Annotated in this window: 23 protein-coding genes and 1 tRNA gene; 12 read left to right on the top strand and 12 right to left on the bottom strand. The window is 68.9% G+C overall.

Annotation, left to right across the window (positions count from 1 at the left end):
* The first annotated feature begins 167 nt into the window (after nt 1–167).
* The 8 genes from IM708_RS03205 to IM708_RS03170 all read left to right on the top strand — a co-directional run bounded on the left by IM708_RS03205 (nt 168) and on the right by IM708_RS03170 (nt 7,121).
* On the top strand, nt 168–737 hold the full coding sequence (locus tag IM708_RS03205; protein ID WP_209424876.1) for a VPLPA-CTERM sorting domain-containing protein: 570 nt from the start codon (nt 168–170) through the stop codon (nt 735–737).
* Between the two features lie 359 nt (nt 738–1,096).
* Entirely contained in the window at nt 1,097–1,555 is a 459-nt protein-coding gene (locus IM708_RS03200) for a GNAT family N-acetyltransferase (protein WP_209424875.1), read from the top strand.
* 111 nt (nt 1,556–1,666) lie between these two features.
* Nucleotides 1,667–2,953 (top strand): lipoprotein-releasing ABC transporter permease subunit, encoded by a 1,287-nt coding sequence (locus IM708_RS03195; RefSeq protein ID WP_209424874.1) that lies wholly within the window; start codon nt 1,667–1,669, stop codon nt 2,951–2,953.
* Nucleotides 2,946–3,629, top strand: coding sequence for an ABC transporter ATP-binding protein (locus IM708_RS03190; protein WP_209424873.1), 684 nt, complete (start codon nt 2,946–2,948; stop codon nt 3,627–3,629). The genes IM708_RS03195 and IM708_RS03190 overlap by 8 nt, the downstream gene beginning before the upstream one ends.
* Nucleotides 3,630–3,872: 243 nt before the next feature.
* The gene (locus tag IM708_RS03185) at nt 3,873–4,301 is read left to right on the top strand and encodes a L,D-transpeptidase (protein WP_245242968.1); all 429 of its coding nucleotides are present in this window, start codon (nt 3,873–3,875) and stop codon (nt 4,299–4,301) included.
* Between the two features lie 119 nt (nt 4,302–4,420).
* Nucleotides 4,421–4,888 (top strand): transcriptional regulator NrdR, encoded by a 468-nt coding sequence (gene nrdR, locus IM708_RS03180; protein ID WP_209424872.1) that lies wholly within the window; start codon nt 4,421–4,423, stop codon nt 4,886–4,888.
* 32 nt (nt 4,889–4,920) lie between these two features.
* Nucleotides 4,921–6,036 carry a bifunctional diaminohydroxyphosphoribosylaminopyrimidine deaminase/5-amino-6-(5-phosphoribosylamino)uracil reductase RibD gene (ribD, locus tag IM708_RS03175; protein ID WP_245242967.1) on the top strand — a complete coding sequence of 372 codons (1,116 nt, stop codon included), beginning with the start codon at nt 4,921–4,923 and terminating at the stop codon, nt 6,034–6,036.
* Between the two features lie 80 nt (nt 6,037–6,116).
* Nucleotides 6,117–7,121 (top strand): LLM class flavin-dependent oxidoreductase, encoded by a 1,005-nt coding sequence (locus IM708_RS03170; RefSeq protein WP_209424871.1) that lies wholly within the window; start codon nt 6,117–6,119, stop codon nt 7,119–7,121.
* Nucleotides 7,122–7,132: 11 nt separating this feature from the next.
* Here the strand turns inward: IM708_RS03170 and IM708_RS03165 are convergent, their stop codons facing one another.
* From IM708_RS03165 to IM708_RS03115, 11 genes are all read right to left on the bottom strand, one after another.
* Entirely contained in the window at nt 7,133–7,489 is a 357-nt protein-coding gene (locus IM708_RS03165; protein ID WP_209424870.1) for a phosphate acetyltransferase, read from the bottom strand.
* Nucleotides 7,489–7,845: a MaoC/PaaZ C-terminal domain-containing protein gene (locus IM708_RS03160; RefSeq protein WP_209424869.1), complete on the bottom strand. Its 357-nt coding sequence runs from the start codon at nt 7,843–7,845 to the stop codon at nt 7,489–7,491. Before IM708_RS03160 ends, IM708_RS03165 begins: the two co-directional genes overlap by 1 nt.
* Complete coding sequence (locus IM708_RS03155) at nt 7,842–9,311, bottom strand: AMP-binding protein (protein WP_209424868.1); 1,470 nt, start codon at nt 9,309–9,311, stop codon at nt 7,842–7,844. Before IM708_RS03155 ends, IM708_RS03160 begins: the two co-directional genes overlap by 4 nt.
* On the bottom strand, nt 9,308–10,069 hold the full coding sequence (locus IM708_RS03150; RefSeq protein ID WP_209424867.1) for an enoyl-CoA hydratase/isomerase family protein: 762 nt from the start codon (nt 10,067–10,069) through the stop codon (nt 9,308–9,310). Before IM708_RS03150 ends, IM708_RS03155 begins: the two co-directional genes overlap by 4 nt.
* Nucleotides 10,066–10,659, bottom strand: coding sequence for a TetR/AcrR family transcriptional regulator (locus IM708_RS03145; RefSeq protein WP_209424866.1), 594 nt, complete (start codon nt 10,657–10,659; stop codon nt 10,066–10,068). The genes IM708_RS03150 and IM708_RS03145 overlap by 4 nt, the downstream gene beginning before the upstream one ends.
* Nucleotides 10,659–11,444: an alpha/beta hydrolase gene (locus IM708_RS03140; protein ID WP_209424865.1), complete on the bottom strand. Its 786-nt coding sequence runs from the start codon at nt 11,442–11,444 to the stop codon at nt 10,659–10,661. Before IM708_RS03140 ends, IM708_RS03145 begins: the two co-directional genes overlap by 1 nt.
* 2 nt (nt 11,445–11,446) lie before the next feature.
* Entirely contained in the window at nt 11,447–12,505 is a 1,059-nt protein-coding gene (locus IM708_RS03135) for a branched-chain amino acid ABC transporter permease (protein ID WP_209424864.1), read from the bottom strand.
* Nucleotides 12,506–12,621: 116 nt separating this feature from the next.
* Nucleotides 12,622–13,653 (bottom strand): branched-chain amino acid ABC transporter permease, encoded by a 1,032-nt coding sequence (locus IM708_RS03130; RefSeq protein WP_209424863.1) that lies wholly within the window; start codon nt 13,651–13,653, stop codon nt 12,622–12,624.
* Nucleotides 13,650–14,372, bottom strand: a complete 723-nt coding sequence (locus IM708_RS03125) for an ABC transporter ATP-binding protein (protein ID WP_209424862.1) — start codon at nt 14,370–14,372, stop codon at nt 13,650–13,652. Before IM708_RS03125 ends, IM708_RS03130 begins: the two co-directional genes overlap by 4 nt.
* Complete coding sequence (locus IM708_RS03120) at nt 14,365–15,129, bottom strand: ABC transporter ATP-binding protein (protein ID WP_209424861.1); 765 nt, start codon at nt 15,127–15,129, stop codon at nt 14,365–14,367. Before IM708_RS03120 ends, IM708_RS03125 begins: the two co-directional genes overlap by 8 nt.
* 103 nt (nt 15,130–15,232) lie before the next feature.
* Nucleotides 15,233–16,414, bottom strand: a complete 1,182-nt coding sequence (locus tag IM708_RS03115; protein WP_209424860.1) for a substrate-binding domain-containing protein — start codon at nt 16,412–16,414, stop codon at nt 15,233–15,235.
* A 207-nt stretch (nt 16,415–16,621) separates the two neighbouring features.
* On the opposite strand from IM708_RS03115, the gene IM708_RS03110 reads away from it, so the two are divergent.
* A complete protein-coding gene (locus tag IM708_RS03110; protein WP_209424859.1) occupies nt 16,622–18,289 on the top strand; it encodes a tetratricopeptide repeat protein in 1,668 nt (555 codons plus the stop codon).
* Between the two features lie 394 nt (nt 18,290–18,683).
* Here the strand turns inward: IM708_RS03110 and IM708_RS03105 are convergent.
* Nucleotides 18,684–18,758, bottom strand: a tRNA-Thr gene (locus IM708_RS03105).
* 86 nt (nt 18,759–18,844) lie between these two features.
* Here IM708_RS03105 and IM708_RS03100 point away from each other — a divergent pair.
* Genes IM708_RS03100 through hisD form a run of 3 tightly spaced genes read left to right on the top strand, consistent with a single transcriptional unit; the run spans nt 18,845 to nt 20,889 of the window.
* Entirely contained in the window at nt 18,845–19,030 is a 186-nt protein-coding gene (locus IM708_RS03100) for a hypothetical protein (RefSeq protein WP_209424858.1), read from the top strand.
* Nucleotides 19,023–19,574, top strand: coding sequence for a DUF2948 family protein (locus tag IM708_RS03095; RefSeq protein ID WP_209424857.1), 552 nt, complete (start codon nt 19,023–19,025; stop codon nt 19,572–19,574). Before IM708_RS03100 ends, IM708_RS03095 begins: the two co-directional genes overlap by 8 nt.
* 10 nt (nt 19,575–19,584) lie before the next feature.
* Nucleotides 19,585–20,889: a histidinol dehydrogenase gene (gene hisD / locus IM708_RS03090; RefSeq protein ID WP_209424856.1), complete on the top strand. Its 1,305-nt coding sequence runs from the start codon at nt 19,585–19,587 to the stop codon at nt 20,887–20,889.
* Nucleotides 20,890–20,950: the final 61 nt, after the last annotated feature.

Below are 20,950 nucleotides of genomic sequence, written 5' to 3'. Positions count from 1 at the left end.
AACCAGACGGCGCCAAGCCCCTGACAAATTTAATCAAGTTGCCGTTTTCCACTTGCCGGGGTCACGCCGCCCGGGCATTGCTCACCAGGGTGGAGCCGTCTCAGGGTAATGGTACCGGGTATGGGTTGTCGCCAGTTAAAGTAGTGCAACGTGAGGAAGCAAGAACAATGAAGTATCTTAGACTAATCGTAGTCGCCGGCGCGATGGCCCTGTCTGGTGCGGCCAATGCCTCAACCTACATCGCGCAGTTCGCAACTGTGACGAATGCGGGCGTGTTCACCCTAACTGCAGAGCAGGCTAATCTGCTTGGCGCACCGACAGCTGACCGCATTGGTCAAATCCGTATTCGCAGCGGTGCTGCAGGCGACACCTTTGATGCAGACAGCATTTTTGCTTCGGTCACCAGCAACGGGGGGGCCATTCTCGGGTTGCGGAACGGATCGGCGTCGGCCTTGTCGTATTCGGGGGACGAGTTCGAGGCCCTCGGCCTCACGACCCTGCTGCAGGACTTTAACAACGACGATCGTTTCGACTTCGATCCCGGCGTCTACCTGCTGTTCAACTCGAGTTCCTCGAATATCGTCTTCGCAGGTTCAGCGACCTTTGGCGGTAGCCAGACCCGGGGCGAGTTCACCGCACTCGCACCAATTCCCCTCCCCGCAGCCGGCTGGCTGCTGCTCGCGGCTTTTGGCGGGCTGGGCGTGGCGGCGCGGCGCAAGGCGCGGGCGAACGCCTGAGCCTTGAGGCGCGACCGGAATGGGTAGGGCGGCTCGCGGGCCGCCCTTTTCGCTTTCCGGGGGCGGCGGCGAGACGCTGGGTGCGGGGCGGATGGGCGCGACATACCGCGCGCCGCGTTCGAGCCTTTGCTGGAGCGTGGGCGCGGTGTGACCGGCGCGATTGCGCGTCGCCTCCAGGCCCGCCCGGTGCCGATTCCACCCGCCGGCCCAAAGCTTTCCTTGAGGTTAACGGCGTCGTTTCATCATTAGAAACCAGAGGCTTGGCAAGGTGCACAAATTTATGCGCTTCCCCGGGTCGCGCCGAAATCCCTTGCCGGCCCGCCCTGCGCCGACTAGCCTGCCGGCAAATGGAGGCGCCCATGACCCAGTCCGGTTCCGACCCCGTGATCCGACCCGCCACCCCGCAGGACGAAGCCGATTGGCGCCGCCTTTGGGCCGGGTATCTGAAATTCTACCGCGCCGCGGTGCCCGAGGCGGCGACGGCGGCGACATGGGCGCGGCTTCTCGACGAGGGCAGCGACATGGCCTGCCTGGTGGCCGAGCACGAGGGGCGGGTGGTCGGCATCTGCAACTACCTCTTCCATGCCTCGACCTGGTCGACCCAGCCCATCGCCTATCTGCAGGACCTTTATGTCGACCGGGACGCGCGCGGCGCTGGCGCGGCGCGGGCGCTGATCCTGGCCTGCGAGGACGCGGCGCGGAAGGCCGGGGCCTTCCGCCTCTACTGGCAGACGCAGGAATACAACGGCGCGGCGCGCTCGCTCTATGACACGATCGTGCCGCGGTCGTCGTTCATCGTCTACCGCATGCCGCTATAGCCGCGCCGGGGCGGGTCACGATCCCGTCGCCGGGCGGGTCGGCGCCACGTCCGCCCTTGACCCCGGCGCGCATTCTGCCAAGGGTGCGCGCGCCTCAGACGGGACCGCAGGATGACCGGCAAGACCCGCCCCTTCGCCGCTTTCGAATGGATGATCGCCTGGCGCTATCTGCGCGCCCGGCGCGCCGAGGGTGGGGTCAGCGTGATGACCTGGATCTCGCTGATCGGGATCACGCTGGCCGTTTTCGCGCTGATCGCCACGCTGGCCGTGCGTTCGGGCTTTCGGGCCGAGTTCGTGGACACGATCCTGGGCGCGAACGCGCATGTGACGATCTACGCCTCGGCGCAGGTCGATGACGACGGGCGGGTGTCGCGGGCGCTTCAGGACTTCGACGCGATGGCCGAACGGATCGCGGCGGTACCGGGGGTGACGCGGGTCGCGCCACTGATCAAGGGCCAGGTGATGGCCAGCCGCGACGAAGGCTCCGCCGGGGTCGAGGTGTTCGGCATCCGCCACGACGACCTTCTGACCATTCCCCGCGTCGCCAACCCCGAGGAGGCGCAGGGCGACATCGGCCGGTTCGACGAGGGCATCGCCATCGGATCGGGCGTGGCGCGCGAACTGGGCGTGGTGGTGGGCGACCGGATCAGGATCATCTCGCCCGACGGGGCGCAGACGGCGTTCGGCACTTCGCTGCGGGTGTCGGCCTTCGAGGTCGTCTACATCTTCACCGCCGGGCGCTACGACATCGACCGCACGCGGGTCTACCTGCCGTTTTCCGAGGCGCAGATCTATTTCAACCGCGACGGGGTGGCGGACGAGCTGGAGGTGATGGTCGCCGATCCCGACCGGATCGAGGCGCTGAGCCTGCCGATCCTGCAGGCCGCGGGCGAGCGCGCGATGCTTTGGACCTGGCGGGACAGCGCCGGGGGGTTTCTGCGGGCGCTGACGATCGAGGACAACGTGATGTTCGTGATCCTGTCGATCCTGGTGCTGATCGCGGCGATGAACATCATCTCGGGCCTGATCATGCTGGTCAAGAACAAGGGCCGCGACATCGGCATCCTGCGCACGATGGGGCTGACCGAGGGGGCGGTGATGCGCGTCTTCTTCATCTGCGGGGCGTCGATCGGGGTGCTGGGCACGATCTTCGGGGTGATCTTGGGCGTGCTATTCACCATCTATATCGATCCGATTTTTACAGCTGTGAACTACTTTTCCGGCGGCGATGTCTGGGACCCGTCGATCCGCGGCATTTATGCGCTGCCGGCCGAGTTGCGGGCGTGGGACGTGGCGCGGGCGGTCGGGCTGTCGTTGGGGCTGTCGTTCAGCGTGACGCTGTTCCCGGCGCGGCGGGCGGCGCGGATGAACCCGGTCGAGGCGCTGCGCTATGAGTGATCCGGTGCTGGAACTCGACGCGATCGAGAAGACCTACAAGCGCGGGTTGGCCGAACCCGTACGCGTGCTGGCCGGGGCGAGCCTGACCCTGCAGCGCGGCGAGGTGGTGGCGCTGGTCGCGCCGTCGGGGGCGGGGAAATCGACCTTGCTGCATATCGCGGGGCTGCTGGATCAGCCGGATGCGGGGCGCGTGGTGATCGACGGGCAGGACATGAGCCGGCTGGGCGACGACGCGCGGACGATGGCACGGCGTAACCGGGTGGGGTTTGTCTACCAGTTCCACCACCTCCTGCCGGAATTCACCGCGATGGAAAACGTGGCCCTGCCGCAGCTGGCGAACGGTGCCGGCCGCGCGCCGGCCGCCGAGCGGGCGCGGGGGTTGCTGGCGCAGGTGGGACTGGCCGACCGGACCGACCACCGCCCCGCGGCGCTGTCGGGCGGCGAGCAGCAGCGGGTGGCGTTCTGCCGGGCGATGGCGAATGCGCCGCAGATCCTGCTGGCGGACGAGCCGACGGGGAACCTCGATCCCGGCACCTCGGACCAGGTCTTTGGGGTGCTGATGGACCTGGTCCGCAGTACCGGGCTGGCGGCGCTGATCGCCACGCACAACCTGGCGCTGGCCGAGCGGATGGACCGCCGGCTGCACCTGGAGGACGGGCGCATCGAGGCCGCCTGAGCCGCGCGGAGGGGTGAATCGCGCGCGGTCCGCCAGCGGACCGTCGATCATCTAATTGAAAAACAAACACATACTCCGTGATCGCAACCTTTTGGAAAGGTTTTCGCGCCCGCCAGCCGTTGCCGGGCGACGGGGTGCAGCGGCGGGCGTGTTTCGTGCTTGACGGGGCGGGGCGGCGTTTACGATCCTTGAACCGGCGTCTGCCAATTTGAGTCCATTGCATTTTTTGCCTGGGGGCTTCGATTGACATTTTTCCGTCGCGCCGCGTTCGCGGTGCTTGCCTCGGTCTGCCTGCCCGCTGCCGCGCAGGCCGACCGCATCGTCGCCCGGGTCAGCATCGCCAGCCAGACCATGCATGTCTACGAGGACGGCCAGCTGATCCACGAATGGCCGGTTTCGACCGCGCGCCGGGGCAAGATCACGCCCACCGGCGAATGGACCGCGCAGTGGCTTTCGCGCAATCACCGCTCGCGCCGCTACGACAATGCGCCGATGCCTTTTGCCATCTTCTACGACGGGCACTACGCGATCCACGGCACGGATCAGGTCGGCCGCCTGGGCCGTCCGGCCAGCGCAGGCTGCGTCCGGCTGCACCCCGAGAATGCGCGGGTGCTGTTCGACATGGTGCGCGCCGAGGGGACCGACAACATGCGGATCGTCGTGCTCAACTGAGGTCACTCCGCAACAGCCCGCCAGCATGATCTGGGGGTCGAATTTTTCGACTACCCAATCTGTTGGCTGCTCCCTATAGTCGCTGTGGCTATTGCCGCCGCCACGCCAAGGGAGAGGTCATGCGCTGCCCGTTCTGCGGAAACGTCGATACCCAGGTCAAGGATTCGCGCCCTGCCGAAGACCATGTCGCCATCCGCCGGCGTCGTTTCTGTCCGGCCTGCGGCGGCCGCTTCACCACCTATGAGCGGGTGCAGCTGCGCGACCTGGTGGTCGTCAAGAGCTCGGGCAAGCGCGAGCCCTTCGACCGCGACAAGCTGGAACGCTCGGTCCGTATCGCGATGCAGAAACGCCCGATCGAGCCCGAGCGGATCGACCAGATGCTGTCGGGCATCGTGCGGCGGCTGGAAAGCCTGGGCGATACCGATGTGCCGTCGCGGCTGATCGGCGAGATCGTGATGGAGACTCTGGCGCGCATCGACACCGTCGCCTATGTGCGTTTCGCCAGTGTCTACAAGAACTTCCAGGCCGCCGACGATTTCGACCGCTTCGTCGCCGAGTTGCGCCCGCAGACCGCGCCCGAGGAGTGACCCCTGGGCAGGCGCCCGGTCGGCCGCAGGAGATGACGCAGGACACCGATCTTCGCTACATGCGTCTGGCCATCGCGCTGGGGCGGAGGGGGCTGGGGCGGGTCTGGCCGAACCCGGCGGTGGGCTGCGTGATCGTCCGCGACGGCCGGATCATCGGCCGCGGCTGGACGCAGCCCGGCGGGCGCCCTCATGGCGAAACCGTGGCGCTGGCGCAGGCCGGCGCGGCGGCGCGCGGCGCCACCGCCTATGTCAGTCTGGAGCCCTGCGCGCATCATGGCGCGACGCCGCCCTGTGCCGGGGCGCTGGCGGCGGCCGGGGTCGGCCGCGTCGTCACCACGCTGACCGATCCCGACAGCCGGGTCAGTGGCCGCGGGCACGCGATGCTGCGCGCCGCGGGGATCGAGGTGACCGAGGGGGTCGCGGCGGCCGAGGCGGCCGCGGCGAATGCCGGTTTCCTGTGCCGTATCCGCCAGGGGCGGCCCTGGGTCACGCTGAAGCTGGCGCTGACGCTGGATGGGCGGATCGCCACCTCCAGCGGGGCCAGCCGCTGGATCACCGGGGCCGCGGCCCGCCGGCGCGTTCACCTGATGCGCGCCAATCACGATGCGGTGCTGGTCGGGGCCGGGACCGCGCGTGCCGACGATCCCGACCTGCGCGTGCGCGACCTGGGCATTGACTGGCAACCCGTGCGGATCGTCGCCGACAGCCGGCTGGGGCTGACTGTCGACAGCCGGCTGGGCCGCAGCCTGAGTGCGGCGCCCGTCTGGCTGCTGCATGGGCCGAAGGCGGCGCCGGCGACGCGCAACGCCTGGGCGCGGCGCGGGGCGCAGACGATCCGCTGCGACGGCGATCCGCTGGTGCGGCTCGATATCGTGAACGCCATGGCGCAGTTGGGCGCGCGCGGCCTGACACGCGTCCTGTGCGAGGGCGGCGGCGGGCTGGGCGCCAGCCTGCTGCAGGCCGGGCTGGTGGACGAACTGGTGGTGTTTTCCGCCGGTCGCGCGTTTGGCGCCGACGGCACCGCCGGGCTGGCCGGCATGGGCGTGACCACCATCGGCGAGCGGCCCTATGAGCTGATCGAGGCCACGCCCTGCGGCGACGACCTGATGCACCGTTGGCGCCGACGGACTGAAGCGGCCGCCGGCTGACACCCGCAGCGATGCGCCGGCGGAGGCGGGCGCTTGAACACCCGCCCGCCGGGGCTTAGCTTTGCGGCAAGGAGATCCGCATGCACAATTTTTCCCTGCTCGACCTGTCGCCCGTGGCCGAGGGCGCGACGGTGGCCGATGCGCTGGCCAACACCACCGATCTGGCCCGCCATGCCGAGGCGCTGGGCTATCACCGCTTCTGGCTGGCCGAGCATCACAACATGCCGGGCATTGCCAGTGCCGCGACGGCGGTGCTGATCGGCCATGTCGCGGCCGCGACAGATCGCATCCGCGTCGGCGCCGGAGGGATCATGCTGCCCAACCACGCGCCGCTGATGGTGGCCGAGGCGTTTGGCACGCTGGCGACCCTGCACCCCGACCGGATCGACCTCGGCATCGGGCGGGCGCCGGGGACCGACCAGGGCACCGCCCGCGCCCTGCGCCGGAACATGGCGCAGGAAGACCGTTTCCCCGAGGATGTGGCGGAATTGCTGGCTTACTTCGGCGACATGCCGGACAACGCGCCGGTCCGCGCCATCCCGGGCGTGGGCACGCATGTACCGGTCTGGATCCTCGGCTCCAGCCTTTATGGGGCGCAGCTGGCGGCCTATTTCGGCCTGCCCTATGCGTTTGCGTCGCATTTCGCGCCGATGATGCTGGACGAGGCGCTGGCGACCTATCGGCGCGATTTTCGCCCGTCGGCCTGGCTGGCGCGACCCTACGCGATGATCGCCGCCGGGGTCTGCGCCGCCGAAACCGACGAGGAGGCGCGTTTCCTGCGCTCCTCGCAACTGCTGGCCTTTGCGCGGCTGCGCACCGGGCGGCCGGGCCGGCTGCCGCGCCCGCGCGCGGACCTGTCGGACGAGGTGCCGCCGCCGGTGATGGCGCAGGTCGAGCAGGCGCTGTCGGTCTCGGCCACCGGATCGCCCGAGACGGTGGAGCGCGGGCTCGCCGCGATCCTGCGCCGCTACAAACCGGACGAGTTGATGATCACCGGCATGATGCATGACCACGCCGCGCGCCGCCGGTCCTTCGCGATCGCGGCCGAGGCGCTGAAGTCGCTGGCGACCCCGGCGACGGCCTGATCCGCGCGACCTTAGCGCTTGACGTCCTTGACCAGAACCAGCGCGCTGCCTTCGCAGATCAAGCGGCCGGCGCTGTCGTGGCAGGTGGTGGCCAGATCGACCAGGTGCTTTTCCGGACGCAGGCGGGTGATGCGGACTTCGGCGGTCAACGGCTCGTCCGCCGGCGCGGAGTCGTGAAAGCGCAATTCCTGCTTGAGGTAGTTCGTTCCGAAGCCCGGCAGTTCGACCCCCAGCAGGTAGGAAAAGAGCGCGCCGATCAGGGGTTCGGGCACCGTGTCGCCGGGCGCGACGCCGGCCATGCGGGCGAATTGCGCCAGGTCGTCGCGGCTGAAGCTGCGGCTGGTGCGGGCTGTCTGATCGATTTCCATCACGCGCCCTCGGTCGTGCCTTGCAGCAGGATCATGCCGTCCGCCTTGCGCGTCGCGCTTACCGCCAGATGGCCTTCCGGTGTCTCCTGCACCGCCAGGGTCACGGGTTCGCCGGCGAAGGCGGGGTTGGGAAACATCAGGGTCTGCAGGCGGTGCGGCAGCTCCGGCCGGACCTGCCGGACCATCGCCCAGAGCTTCGTGTAGATCAGCATCCCGTGGCTGACCGTCCGCCCGAACCGGGTGCGGGACGAGAAATCGGGATCGACATGGATCGGGTTGTCGTCGCCCGAGACGCGCGCAAAGGCGTCGAATTCCTGCTGGGTCGGCACCCAGTCCGCCTGGATCAGTGTCTTCATGTCAGCCTTTCGCGCAGCAGCGGCTTGCGCACCTTGCCGGCGGCGGTGCGGGGAAAGTCGTCGAGCAGGTGAAAGCCCTTCGGCACCTTGTAGCCGGCCATTCGTTCGCGGCACCAGGCGGAGAGGGCTTGCAGGTCCGGAGTGCTGCCGGGGCGGGCGATCAGGAAGGCGGCGCCGACCTCGCCCCAGCGGGCGTCCGGCATGCCGATGACGGCCGCTTCCAGGATGTCGGGGTGGGTGACCAGCACGCGCTCGACCTCGGCGGGATAGACGTTCTCGCCGCCCGAGATGTACATGTCCTTGATCCGGTCGACGATGCTGTAGCAGCCGCTCGCGTCGCGCCGTGCGACATCGCCGGATTTCAGCCAGCCGTCCGGGGTGAAGGCGGCGCGCGTGGCCTCGGGGTTGCCGAAGTAGCCCGGTGTCACGGTTGCGCCCCGGAGCAGGAGTTCGCCTTCGCCGGGCTGGCCATCAGGCACGCCCGCCAGCCGCGCCTCGGTCATCATCTGCGGCTTGCCGACCGAACCAATCCGGTCGATCGCCTGGTCGCGGTCCAGAAGGAAGCCGGTCGGGCCGGTTTCGGTCATCCCGAAGCCGTTGCAGATGATTGCCCCGCGATCCGCGAAGAAGCGGATCAGGTCGACCGGCAGAGCTGCGCCGCCGCAGGCGTAGCCGCGCACGCGGGTGAGGTCCACGGCGTCGATCCGGGGATGCAGGCTGAACGCCTGATAGATCGCCGGGACGCCGAAGAACTGCGTGATCCGCCCTTCGGCGATCAGGTCGAAGAGATCGTCGGACGCGAATTTCGGCAGCAAGTGGCTGTGCCCGCCCCAGAGGAAGACCGGCAGCGTGAAGAGGTTGATGCCCGCCGTGTGGAACAGCGGCAGGAAGCAGACCGAGCGGTCGGCGGCCGACAGGCCCAGGAACTGCGCGATATTGACCGCATTCGCCATCGCCATGCGCGGGGTCTGGATCACCGCCTTGGGCAGGCCGGTCGTGCCGGAGGTGAAGAGCAGGTACCACGGCGCGTCATCGTCCAGATCGACCGGGGTGAATTCAGGACCGTCCCTGTTGAAGCCCCCCTCGGGCGCCATGGGGATGCAGGGTAGGCCGAGTTCGGCGGCAATGCCGACGTGATCGGCATCGTGGAGGAGGGCCGAGCAGCCGACGCTTTGCAGGATCGGCGTCAACTCGGCCACCGGCTGGCGCCAGTTGAGCGGGCAGAGGATCAGCCCGGCCTTTCGGCAGGCGAAAAGCGCTACGAAGAACTCCACCCGGTTGAGGCAGAGGATGGCGAGGCGATCGCCCGGTGCGTGCCCCTCGGCGCGCAGGAAGCGGGCAAGGGCAGCGGCTTCCGCGTCGATTTCGGCGAAGGTCCAGGTCCGGCCGGTGGCGGCGTCGGTGAAGGCGGGGGCGTCGGGCGTCAGTTCCGCCCGGCGGGCGGCAAGGTCGGGGGCGCGGGTCATGGCTGGGCGGGGTGCTTGATTGTGTCGAGAAATCGTTGCATTCCGGCGCGGACTTCCGGGGTTTCGATCCGCGCGAGGAAGGCGCGGCGCTCGGCCTCGAGCCCGGCTTCGAGGTCGGCGGGCGCGAGCAGGCGTTTGGTTGCGGCCATGGCGCCGGCATCTTTACCTTCAAGCTGGGCTAGCCAGGTATCCACCACCGCGCCCGGATCGTCGCTGACGGACTGGGCAAGGTTCAGCTGCAACGCCTCCGCCGCCGAGAGGCGCGTGTTCAGAAGCTGGATCGCGCGCGCGCGGGCCGCGCCGATGCGGGCGGGCAGCATCGCGGTCCAGCCGCCATCGGGGGCAAAGCCGACCCGGACATAATAGGGCTGGATGAAGGCCGTGCGGTCCATCGCCACCAGATCGGCGGCCAGCACCAGACCCAGCGCGCCGCCGGTCAGCGCGCCCTTCACCTGCGCGATCACCGGACAGGGCAGCGCCGCCAGCCGCAGGATCGCGCGGTTGAGGCCGCCGACGACGTGGTCGGCATAGGCGCGTCCGGTCCCTGCCGCGACCTCGGCCGCGAAGCGTGCGACATCGCCGCCGGTCGAGAAATGCCGCCCCGCGCCGCGCAGGACCAGGGCGCGCGGGTCGTTCAGCCGGTCGAGCGCGGTATGGAGCGCGTCGAGCAGATCGTCGGTCAGCGCGTTGCTGCGGTCGGGGCGGTTGAGCGTGAGGACCGCCACGCCGTCGCGCTGGTCGAAAAGCACCGCGTTCATGGTTTCAGGCCCCGCTCGATCATGTCGAAGACCTCGACCACGATGGCGTCGCGGGTCGCGGGCGGGGCGGTCATGTAGCGCTCGCCCAGGGTCACGGCCATGCCCATCAGGGCCCAGGCGCGGATCTCGGCATTGCCGGGGCGGATCTCGCCCTCGACCGCGGCGGCGGCGAGGTTGCGGGCGTAGTTGCGGGCGAAGGCGGTGAAATAGGCGTGGTAGGCCTCGGGCGCGACGAAGCGCGCTTCCTCGACGATGTTGTAGAGCGTCGGGCGGGTGGCGGCAATCTCGAGGAAGGCGCGAAGGCCGAGGCGTTCGGCACTCAGCCGGTCGGGGGCGCCGGCGACGGCGTCGGAAAGGGTCTTGCGGGTCAGGCGGCCCATTTCGGTGACGAGTTCGCGGAAGACATGCTCCTTGCCGTCGAAATAGATGTAGAACGTGCCCTGCGCGATGCCGGCGGTGCGGGTGATGTCGGAAATGGCTGCCGCCGCGTAGCCCTGCGCGCCGATCACCTCCTCGGCCGCGCGCAGGATCGCGGCGCGGGTTTCGCGGCCGCGGCGGGTGCGGGGGCGGTGGACGGCGGCCTTCTCCATCAGCCGGCCTCCGGACGGGTGGCGAAGCGCGCGATGGCGGCGCAGACCTGATCGGGGGCTTCCAGGTGCGGGGCGTGGCCGGCGCCGGGTAAGACCAGGGCCTGTCCGCGGGGGGCGGTGGTGGCGAGCCAATGCGCGGTCGCGGGCGGGTAGACGCGGCTCTCGGCGCCGTGGATCGCCAGGAGCGGCACCGGCAGGCGGGCGATGGCAGGGCGCAGATCGACCTCGACCAGCGAGGCCCAGAAGTCGGCCATGGTGCCGGGGTTCTGCGCGGCGATGCGGGCCTGTGCCTGCGCGACGGACAGCGCCGGGGCGCCGTCGGCGCTGGCGAACATGGTGTGGGCGATGGCGCTGGCGGCGGCGGGCCAGTCGCTGCGGAACCAGTCGGTCTTGGCGCGCGCCTCCGCGGCGGTCTGGCCGCGCAGACCCAGGTCCCAGTCGGGGGCGGGCAGGGGGCGCGGGCTCATGTCCAGGCTGACCATCGCGCGGACGGGCCCGGCGCGTCCCGCATCGAGGCACGACCAGGCGATCAGCGCGCCCAGCGACCAGCCGACGAGCGTGGCGTCCTTGAGGTCTGAGAGCAGATCGCCGAGCATTTCGGCGCCGCCCGCAACCGTCGCGGGAAAGCCCGTGGTCGCCCCGTGGCCGGGCAGGTCGGGGGCGAGGCAGGTGAAGCGGTCCGACAGGCGCGCGAAGGCCGGGGCGAAGATGTCGCCCGTCATCGTCCAGCCATGCAGGAAGACGATCGGGGGGCCGGTGCCTGCACGGTGCAGATGAACGCCCACGGTCAGCGCACCCCGCGCAGCCGCCCGACCATGCCGGTCGGGAAGAAGTAGACCGAGAGGATGAACAGGATCCCCAGCCACATCAGCCAGCGGTCGGGGTTCAGCAGGTCCGGCACCAAGGGCAGGAACGAGGTCGCCTCGGACGCGCCGCCCATCCAGTCGCGCAGGTAGTTCTGCGCCAGCACGAAGGCTGCCGTGCCGACGACGGCGCCGTACATCGTGCCCATGCCGCCGATGACCACAATCAGCAGGATATCCAGCATGATCTCGACCCCCAGCGTGGTTGCGGGTCCGACATAGCGCAGCCAGATTGCGAAGATCGCGCCGGCCAGCGAAGCGACGACGGCCGAGATCACCGTCGCTGCGGCGCGGTAGAAGACGACTCGGTAGCCGATCGCCTCGGCCCGGAAGGCGTTTTCGCGGATCGCCTGCAGGACGCGGCCGAAGGGCGAGTTGACGATGCGCAGCATCAGCAGGAAGAGCACGAGGCAGCTGACGAAGACGAGGTAGTAGTTGAGCACCCGTCCGTTGACGTTGAGACCCAGGACGGGGCCGTCGAAGGGGCGGAAGGCGGGCGTCAGCTCGCGCGGGATGCGGATGTTCATGCCGTCCTCGCCGCCCGTGATGGCGGAAAGCTGGCTGACAAGGACCGCCACGGCAGAGGCGACGGCGAGCGTGATCATGGCGAAAAAGATCGCCCGGACCCGCAGCGAGAAGAGCGCGATCAGAAAGGCGAAAACCGCGGCGAGCCCGGCGCCGGCGGCGGTGCCGACGGCCAGGGCATCATAACCCGTGCCCATGCGCTGGGTGGCGATGGCGACCCCGTAGGCCCCCATGCCGAAGAACATCGTATGCGCGAAGCTGACGATCCCGGCATAACCCAGCAGCAGGTCGTAGCTGGCCACCAGCACGATGAAGATGCAGATCCGCGCCGCGGTCTCCAGGCTGCGGGTGCCGGGGAACAGGAAGGGCGCGAAGGCGAGGCAGACCAGGATGGTTAGCAGCAGCGCACCGAGGAGCACGCTTTGCGGCCGGTCGCCGGAGAGGAGAAGGCGCACCATGTCAGGCCTCTTGTCTTTGGGGGCGGCGGGCGGTGGGGGCGCTGCCCCCGTCCCCGCCAAGGCGGGGACCCCCCCGGGATATTTGGGGACAGATGAAGCGGGTGGGGCAGGTCATCTCATTTCGCCTTGATCACGGGCATCATGCCCTGCGGGCGCCACATCAGGATGGCGACCATCAGCGCGATGTTCGACACCAGCGCCAGTTTCGGTTCCAGAAAGGCCGTGTAGTTCTGCATCAGACCGACGAGCAGCGCGCCGATGAAGCACCCCTCGACCGAGCCGAGGCCGCCGATGATGACGACGATGAAGACGAGGATCATGATCTCCATGCCCATGTGGGCGGTGATCATCTCCTGATAGAGGCCCCACATGACGCCGCCGAGGCCGGCGAGCGCCGAGCCGGCGACGAAGACCAGCACGAAGACGCGGCGGATGTGGTAGCCCATGGCCTGCACCATCTCGGGGTTTTCCACGCCGGCGCGCACGATCAGTCCGATCTTGGTGCCGCGCAGCACGGCGCGCATGCCGAGGAACAGCACGAAGCCGATGCCAACGGCGACCAGGCGATAGCGTTCGAGCGTGGCGCCGAAGATCTCGATGGAGCCTTTCAGCATCTCGGGGCGGCCGATGAAGATCTCCTCGCCGCCCCAGATGACGTGGATCAGCTGCTCGGCCACGATCAGCCCGCCCATGGTGACGAGGATCTGCTTGAGGTGGCTGCCGTAGACCGGCCGCACGATCACCCGCTCGAAGGCGAAGCCCATCGCGCCGGTCACCGCCATCGCCGCCAGCACCGCCAGCGCGAAGGCCGCGAGGTTGAGCATCAGCGACGGCGCGCCGGTCATGTGCGCGAGCATCAGCAGGACCGAGACGCCGACGAAGGCGCCGAAGGACACGAACGCGCCGTGGCCGAAGTTGATCACGTCCATCAGGCCGAAGACCAGGGTCATGCCGCTGGCAATGACGAAGATCATCATCCCCATCGCGAGGCCCGAGACGGTCAGCGTCAGCCAGGAGGTGGGCGAGGCGATGGCGAGGTATCCCGCGAGGATCAGCGCCGGGACCAGCAGAAGCGGCATCCACGGTTCCAGCCGCTCGGCCAGCGAGAGCTTGGCCATGCGCGGCGCGTGTTCGGGGGCGAGGGTCATGCGGACTCCATCTTCAGGCCCATCAGGCGTTCTTGCAGCTGGGCGTCGGCGGCCAGTTCCGCCATGGCGCCGGTCCAGATTATGCGGCCGTCCTCCATCACCGCGGCCTGATCGCCAAGCGCGCGGGCCAAGGCGAAGTTCTGCTCGACCATCAGGATCGTCGCGCCGTCGCGCTTCAGGTCCTTCAGCGCGCGGGCCATGGTGGCGACGATCGCGGGGGCAAGGCCCTTCGACGGCTCGTCGATCAGATAGAGGCCGCGCTTCTCGATCACGGCGCGCGCGATGGCGAGCATCTGCTTCTGCCCGCCCGAGAGGTTACCCGCGGGCATCTTCCAGAAGGTGGCGAGGGCGGGGAAAGCGGCAAAGACCCAGTCCAGCCGGTCGCGCGTGATCGGGCCCGAGACCGCGGCGAGGATCAGGTTCTCCTCGACCGTGAGATCGGCGAAGATGCCCATGTCCTCGGGCACGAAGCCGATGCCGCGGCGGGCGATGGCAGGGGGCGGCAGCCCGCTGATCGCCGCCCCGTCGAAGGTGATCTGGCCGGCGCGCGGCGGCCAGAGCCCCATGATCGTGCGCAGGGTCGTGGTCTTGCCGGCGCCGTTACGGCCCAGAAGCATCGTCACCTGCCCGCGCGGCACCGTCAGGTCGATGCCGTGCAGGATCTGGTACTGGGCGATGTCGGTATGCACGCCCGAGAGCGTCAGGATCGGCTCATACATCTTCCAGTTCCCCGCCCAGATAGGCTTCCTTGACGACGGCGGACGCCATCACCTCGGCAGGGGGGCCATCGGCCACGAGCGCGCCGTTGTGCAGCACGATGATCCGGTCGGCGAGCGAGCGGATCACGTCCATCTTGTGCTCGACCAGAAGTACCGTCGCGCCGGGGTCGCGCTTGATCTCGGCGATCAGTTCCAGGATTACCGGGGCCTCGTCCAGCGACAAGCCGGCGGTGGGTTCGTCGAACATGAAGACCTCGGGCTGCATCGCGATCAGCGTCGCGACCTCCAGCTTGCGCTGGTCGCCGTGGGGCAGGGTGTTCACCGGCTGGTTCGCCAGGTGCTGCAGGCGGACACGCTCCAGGATGCGCTCGGCGGCCTCGATCATGTCGCGGTGGCCCATCGCCACGGTCCACATGTTGAAGCCACGCCGGGCGCGGGCCTGAATGACCAGGCGCACGTTTTCGAGCACCGTGAGTTTCGGAAAGAGGTTGGTCAGCTGGAACGCGCGGCCGATGCCGCGGTCGGTGCGGGCCGCGACGGAAAGGCGGGTGATGTCCTCGCCCTTGAGCAGGACCTTGCCCCCGCTCGCCGGGATCTGGCCCGAGATCAGGTTGAACCAGGTCGTCTTGCCGGCGCCGTTGGGGCCGACGATTGCGGTCAGTTCGCCGGGATGAAAGGCCGCGCTGACGTGATCGACCGCGACATGGCCGCCAAAGCGCACCGTCAGGTCGCGGGTTTCGAGGGAGGGTCCGGTCATGGCGTCCTCGCTGGGGGATGCAGAGAGCCCGGCCGCTCGCGCCGGGGCGCGCGGCAGAAGCCGTTGGTGACGGGGGGCGCGGTCGTCCGCGCCCCCGCGCCGGTCACTGCTGGTTGCGGATCGGGATATCCATGTCGTCGAGGCCGAGTTCGCGCACCAGGTCGGGAATGCCCCAGTCCACGTCATCCTCGACCCGGATGCGGAAGTGATACATCGACTGCATCGCCTGATGATCCTCCGCGCGGAAGCGCATGGTGCCCTTCGGCGTTTCCCATTCCATGCCTTCCATCGCCGCGATCAGCGCCTCGGTATCGTCGGCGCCACCGGCGGCGCGGATCGCCTCGACCACGGCCAGGCCCGCGGCCATACCGCCGGCGGTGAAGAAGTCGGGTGGCGTGCCATAGCGGTCGAAATGCTGCTCGACCAGCCATTCGTTTACCGGGTTCTGCGGAATCTCGTAGTAGTAGTAGGTCGCCCCCTCCATGCCCGGGAAGTCCTTGTAGGCGGCCATCGCCGGCAGGATGTTGCCGCCGGTCGCCAGGCTGACTCCGCGGCGTTCGGGGTTCATCGCCTGGATGCGGCCCATCGGGTTGCCGCCGCCCGCCCAGATCACGAAGAGCCGCTTGTCGCCGTCATGCGCGTCAAGCGCGTTGAAGATGCGTTCGGCCGCGGCGGTGAAATCGGTCGTGTCGGTGGGCACGTATTCCTCGTGCACCAGTTGCGCCGGCGTGTCGGCCAGCGCCTCGCGGAAGGCGGCGATGCCGTCGCGGCCGAAGGCATAGTCCTGCGCCAGAGTGGCGATGATCACGCCCTCCTGACCCAGTGCCACCGCGTTCGAGATGGCATCCTGGCTGGAGTTCCGCCCGGTGCGGAAGATGTAGCGGTTCCATTCGCTGCCGGTGATCGAGTCGGCGACCGCAGGCTCGACGATCAGGATGCGCTCGAACTCCTCGGCGACCGGCAGCATCGCCAGCGCCACGCCCGAGGAGGTGGGGCCAACGGCGATATGCGCGTCGTCGTCGCCGAAGGCTTCGGCCAGAAGGGCGCGGCCCAGATCGGGGCGCAGCTGGCTGTCCTTCTCGATCACGCGAATCGGTTCGCCGTCGATCTCGAATGTGCCCTCGGTCGCGTATTCGATGCCCAGCATCAGGCCGACCTGGGTCTGCGCGGCATAGGCCTCGAGCGCGCCGGTGCGGTCGTAGACATGCGCGATGCGGATTTCGGCGGCCGCGGGCAGGCCGAGAACGAGCGCCAGCGTCGCCGCAGTGGCGAGTTTCAGTTTCATGATGTCCTCCCTGACAAAAACATGACACATGGTTCATGTTTCAGTTTATATCTGGATGAGAACGCGCATCGAGTCAAGCGTCGTCAAAGCGCGGACGCGGCGCGCGGCAATAAATCCTGCATGGAAGGGCGGTCCTGCTGGACGGCGAGGCCGAGTCGGGGCCATGCTGGACAGCGCACCTTATCGCCACCGCCGCAGGAGAAGATCATGGAATACTTCAACCTGGGAACCCATTCGCGCGCGGTCACCACTCGCTCTGCCGAGGCGCAGCTCTGGTTCGACCGCGGCCTGGTCTGGTGCTACGGCTACAACCACGAGGAAGCCATCGCCTGTTTCGAGAAGGCGCTGGCCGCCGACCCCGGTTGCGCGATGGCGCAGTGGGGCGTCGCCTATGCCGCCGGACCCAACTACAACATGCCGTGGGAGCTATTTGATGCCGCCGGCCGCGCCGCCGCGCTGGCCCGCGCGCGCGAGGCGACCGAGGCTGCCCTTGAATTGTCCGACCGGGTCAGCCCGGCCGAGCGCGCGTTGATCGCGGCCTTGCCGGCACGCTATCCGCAGGCCGAGCCGATCGAGGACATGAGCGTCTGGAACGACGCCTTCGCCGATGCCATGCGGAAAGCCTGCCGCGCCCACCCCCAGGACCCCGAGATCGTGACCGTCTTTGTCGAGGCGATGATGAACCGTACCCCCTGGCGGATGTGGGACCTGCGCAGTGGCGAGCCCGCCCCGGGCGCGGACACGGCCGAGGCGCGGCACGTGCTGGAGGAGGCTTTCGACCGGATCCCGGGCGCGATGGATCACCCGGGTCTGCTGCACCTCTACGTTCACCTGATGGAGATGTCGCCGTTTCCGGAAACGGCGCTGAAGGTGGCGGATCGGTTGCGCGAACTGGTGCCCGATGCCGGCCATCTGGTGCACATGCCGACCCATGTCGACATCCTTTGCGGGCACTACCGCGACGCGCTGCACTGGAACCAGAAGGCGATCGAGGCGGACCGGAAGTTCCTGACCCATGCCGGGGTAATGAACATCTACACCGGCTACCGGGTGCACGACTACCATTTCGCGGTCTACGGGGCGATGTTCCTGGGGCAGTTCGCCCCGGCACTGGCTGCCGCCGAGGAACTGATCGCGACCATGCCGGAAGATTTTCTGCGCATCCCCTCGCCGCCGATGGCCGACTATTTCGAAAGCTACATCGCGGTGAAGCAGCACGTGCTCATCCGTTTCGGCCGCTGGCAGGAGATCATCGCCCAGCCGATGCCCGACGATCCCGACCTCTACCGAAACCTCGTCGCGACGATGCATTACGCGAAGGGCGTCGCCCATGCCGCGTTGGGGCAGGTGGAGGACGCCGAGGCCGAGCAGGCGGCGTTCCATGCCGCCGTGGCGCGCGTGCCGGAGACGCGCCTTCTGCACAACAATCGCTGCGTGGACCTGCTGGCGGTGGCCGAGAAGATGCTTTCGGGCGAGATCGCCTATCGGAAGGGCGATTACCCGGCGGCCTTCGCCGACCTGCTCGAGGCCGTGGCGCGCGAGGATTGGTTGCCCTATGACGAGCCTTGGGGCTGGATGCAGCCGGTGCGGCACGCGCTGGGGGCGCTGCTGCTGGAGCAGGGACGGGTCGAGGAGGCCGAGTCGGTCTATCGCGAGGATCTGGGCATCGGCGGCACGCTCACGCGGGCGCAGATCCATCCCGACAACCTCTGGTCGCTGCGCGGCCTAGTGGCGTGCCTGACCCGGCGCGGCGAAACCGGTACGGCCGAGGCCCGGCTGCTGCGGCAGCGCCTTGATCTGGCCGCTGCCCGGTCCGACCTGCCGGTCGAGGTTTCCTGCTTCTGTGCCGGCCGCCAACTGGCCGCCGCCGGTTGATCGGGCGCGCGGCGGACCCCTGCCGCGGCCGGGAAGGTGCGCAAGCTTGCGCAACCCCGCCCTCGCGCGCGCAAATCGTCGAATTTTTCAGGATCTTGCCCCGAAGATGAAATGAAACGACGATTTCGGCGGCGAAAGTGAAAAAAAACGTCGTTTTGAGGCCGATGAATTTTGCACGATTTTCGGGCCGTTTTGTGATCGGCGGAGCGCGGTATACCATATCTGGTATGACTTTCGGCCGGATCAGCGCGCTTCACGGCCGGGCCCGCCAAAACGCGCGGCGCAAGGCGGCTCTCATCCCGGTTCGTTTGATTGGTGCGGAACGCTTGCGCGGGAGGTCGCCGCCGACGCGTTGAACGCATCACGCGCATCCGGTCGGAGACTTCCGGTAAGATGGTGCTGCCGGTGAGGATTGAACTCACGGCCTCTCCCTTACCAAGGGAGTGCTCTACCACTGAGCTACGGCAGCCGCTTGCGGCGGGTGGATAGACGCAAACGCATGAGGGCGCAAGCGCAATCTGGACGCTCTGGTGCGCCTGCGCTAAGACAGCGGGCATGAGTGCAACCGATCCCGAAGACCGTCGGCGCAAACCCTCGACCCGATCCGAGGCGACGGGGCGCGCGGCGCGGCTCAAGACGGCGTTGAAGGCCAACCTCGCCCGCCGCAAGGAACAGGCGCGGGCGCGCGCCGCAGAGGCCCAGAGAAATTCTGACGGTCAGGAGAACCGGCGCGATGACTGATGCGACCTTCGAGGAGGGACAGGAGCGGCCGCTCAGGCTGATCGCGCGCGATGCCGACGATCTGCAGGTGATCTCGGCGCTGGTGCAGGATGCGGTGCTGACCGGCGTCGATCTGCGCTATGATGCGCAGCAGCGGCGCTTCTCGCTTCTGCTCAACCGCTTCCGCTGGGAGGATCGACCCAAGGCCGAAGCCCGCGGCACCGGGTTCGAGCGGGCGCGCGCGATCCTTGATTTCGCGGATGTGCGCACCGTGCGCCATCAGGGCCTGTCGGAGCGGGATGCCGATACCGTCCTGTCCCTGCTGGCCCTGCGCTGGGAGCCCGCGCCGGACGTGCCCGATACGCCGGCGGAGACCGATGCGGCTGCGGAGGCCGATGCGCCTGCGGAAACCAAGGTGCCTGCGGGGCCGGGTCGCATCCTTCTGGTGTTTTCGGGCGACGGGGCGATCTCGCTGGATGTCGAATGCCTCGAGGTTCAGCTGTGCGATGTGACGCGCCCCTATGTGGCGCCGTCGCGCCGCGCCCCGGATCACCCGATCGACTGAAGGACACCGGATGCCCCGCTTCCTTTCCACCCGCGAGTCGGGGTTCGAGGCTGACTTCGCGCATCTGCTGGGCGCCAAGCGCGAGGAGGCGCAGGATGTCGACGATGCCGTGGCCGGGATCATCGCCGATGTCCGCGCCCGCGGCGACGCCGCGCTGATCGAGTTGACCGCGCGCTTCGACCGGCTGCAACTGACGCCCGAGACGCTGGCGCTGTCCGCGCCGGAAATCGACGCGGCCTGCGCCGCGGTCGCGCCGCAAGATCGCGCCGCGCTGGAAACCGCGGCGGAGCGCATCCGCGCCTACCACGTCCGCCAGCAGCCCCAGGACGCGCGCTGGACCGACCCCGAGGGCGCGACGTTGGGCTGGTACTGGACGGCGGTCGCCTCGGCCGGGCTTTATGTGCCGGGGGGGCAGGCGAGCTATCCGTCCTCGGTCCTGATGAACGCGATCCCGGCGCAGGTCGCGGGGGTCGAGCGGCTGGTGGTCTGCGCGCCGATGCCCGAGGGAAGGATCAATCCGCTGGTGGTGCTGGCGGCGCGCATCTGCGGCGTGGAAACCATCTACCGGATCGGCGGGGCGCAGGCGATCGCCGCGCTGGCCTACGGGACCGAAAGCGTGGCGCCGGTCGACAAGATCACCGGGCCGGGCAACGCCTTCGTCGCGGCGGCCAAGCGGCGGGCGTTCGGGCGCGTGGGAATTGACATGATCGCCGGGCCGTCCGAGATCCTGGTGATCGGCGACGGGAGCGGGGAGGCCGACTGGATCGCGCTGGACCTGCTGAGCCAAGCTGAGCACGATGAGAGCGCGCAGTCGATCCTGATCACGACCTCGGAGGCGGAGGCCCGCGCCGTGGCCGAGGCGGTGGAGCGCCAGCTTGCGCGACTGGAGCGGCGCGCGATCGCCGGGGCGAGCTGGCGCGCGCACGGCGCGGTGATCCTGGCGCGCGACCTGGAAGAGGCGGCGATGCTGTCGAACCGGGTGGCGCCCGAGCATCTGGAGCTTTGCGTTGACGACCCGGAGGCGTTGTTGAAGCGCATTCGCCATGCCGGGGCGGTCTTTCTGGGTCACTGGACGCCCGAGGCGATCGGCGATTATGTCGGCGGGCCGAACCATGTGCTGCCGACGGCGCGCTCGGCGCGGTTCTCCTCGGGGTTGTCGGTGCCGGACTTCATGAAGCGCACGACGATTGCCCGGATGACGCCCGCGGCGCTGGCCGCCATCGGGCCGGCCGCCGAACGGCTGGCGCAGGCCGAGGGATTGCAGGCGCACGGGGCCAGCGTCCGGGCGCGGCTGGACCGGCTGAACGAGGGCTGAGGGCGCGCGCGTTGACCGGCTGAGGGCGGCGGCGCTCGGCCCCCGTCGAGGGGGCCTCGCG

The sequence above is a fragment of the Pararhodobacter sp. SW119 genome (assembly GCF_017811755.1).
GTDB lineage: Bacteria > Pseudomonadota > Alphaproteobacteria > Rhodobacterales > Rhodobacteraceae > Pararhodobacter.
This window is presented reverse-complemented; position numbering and strand designations above follow the sequence as displayed.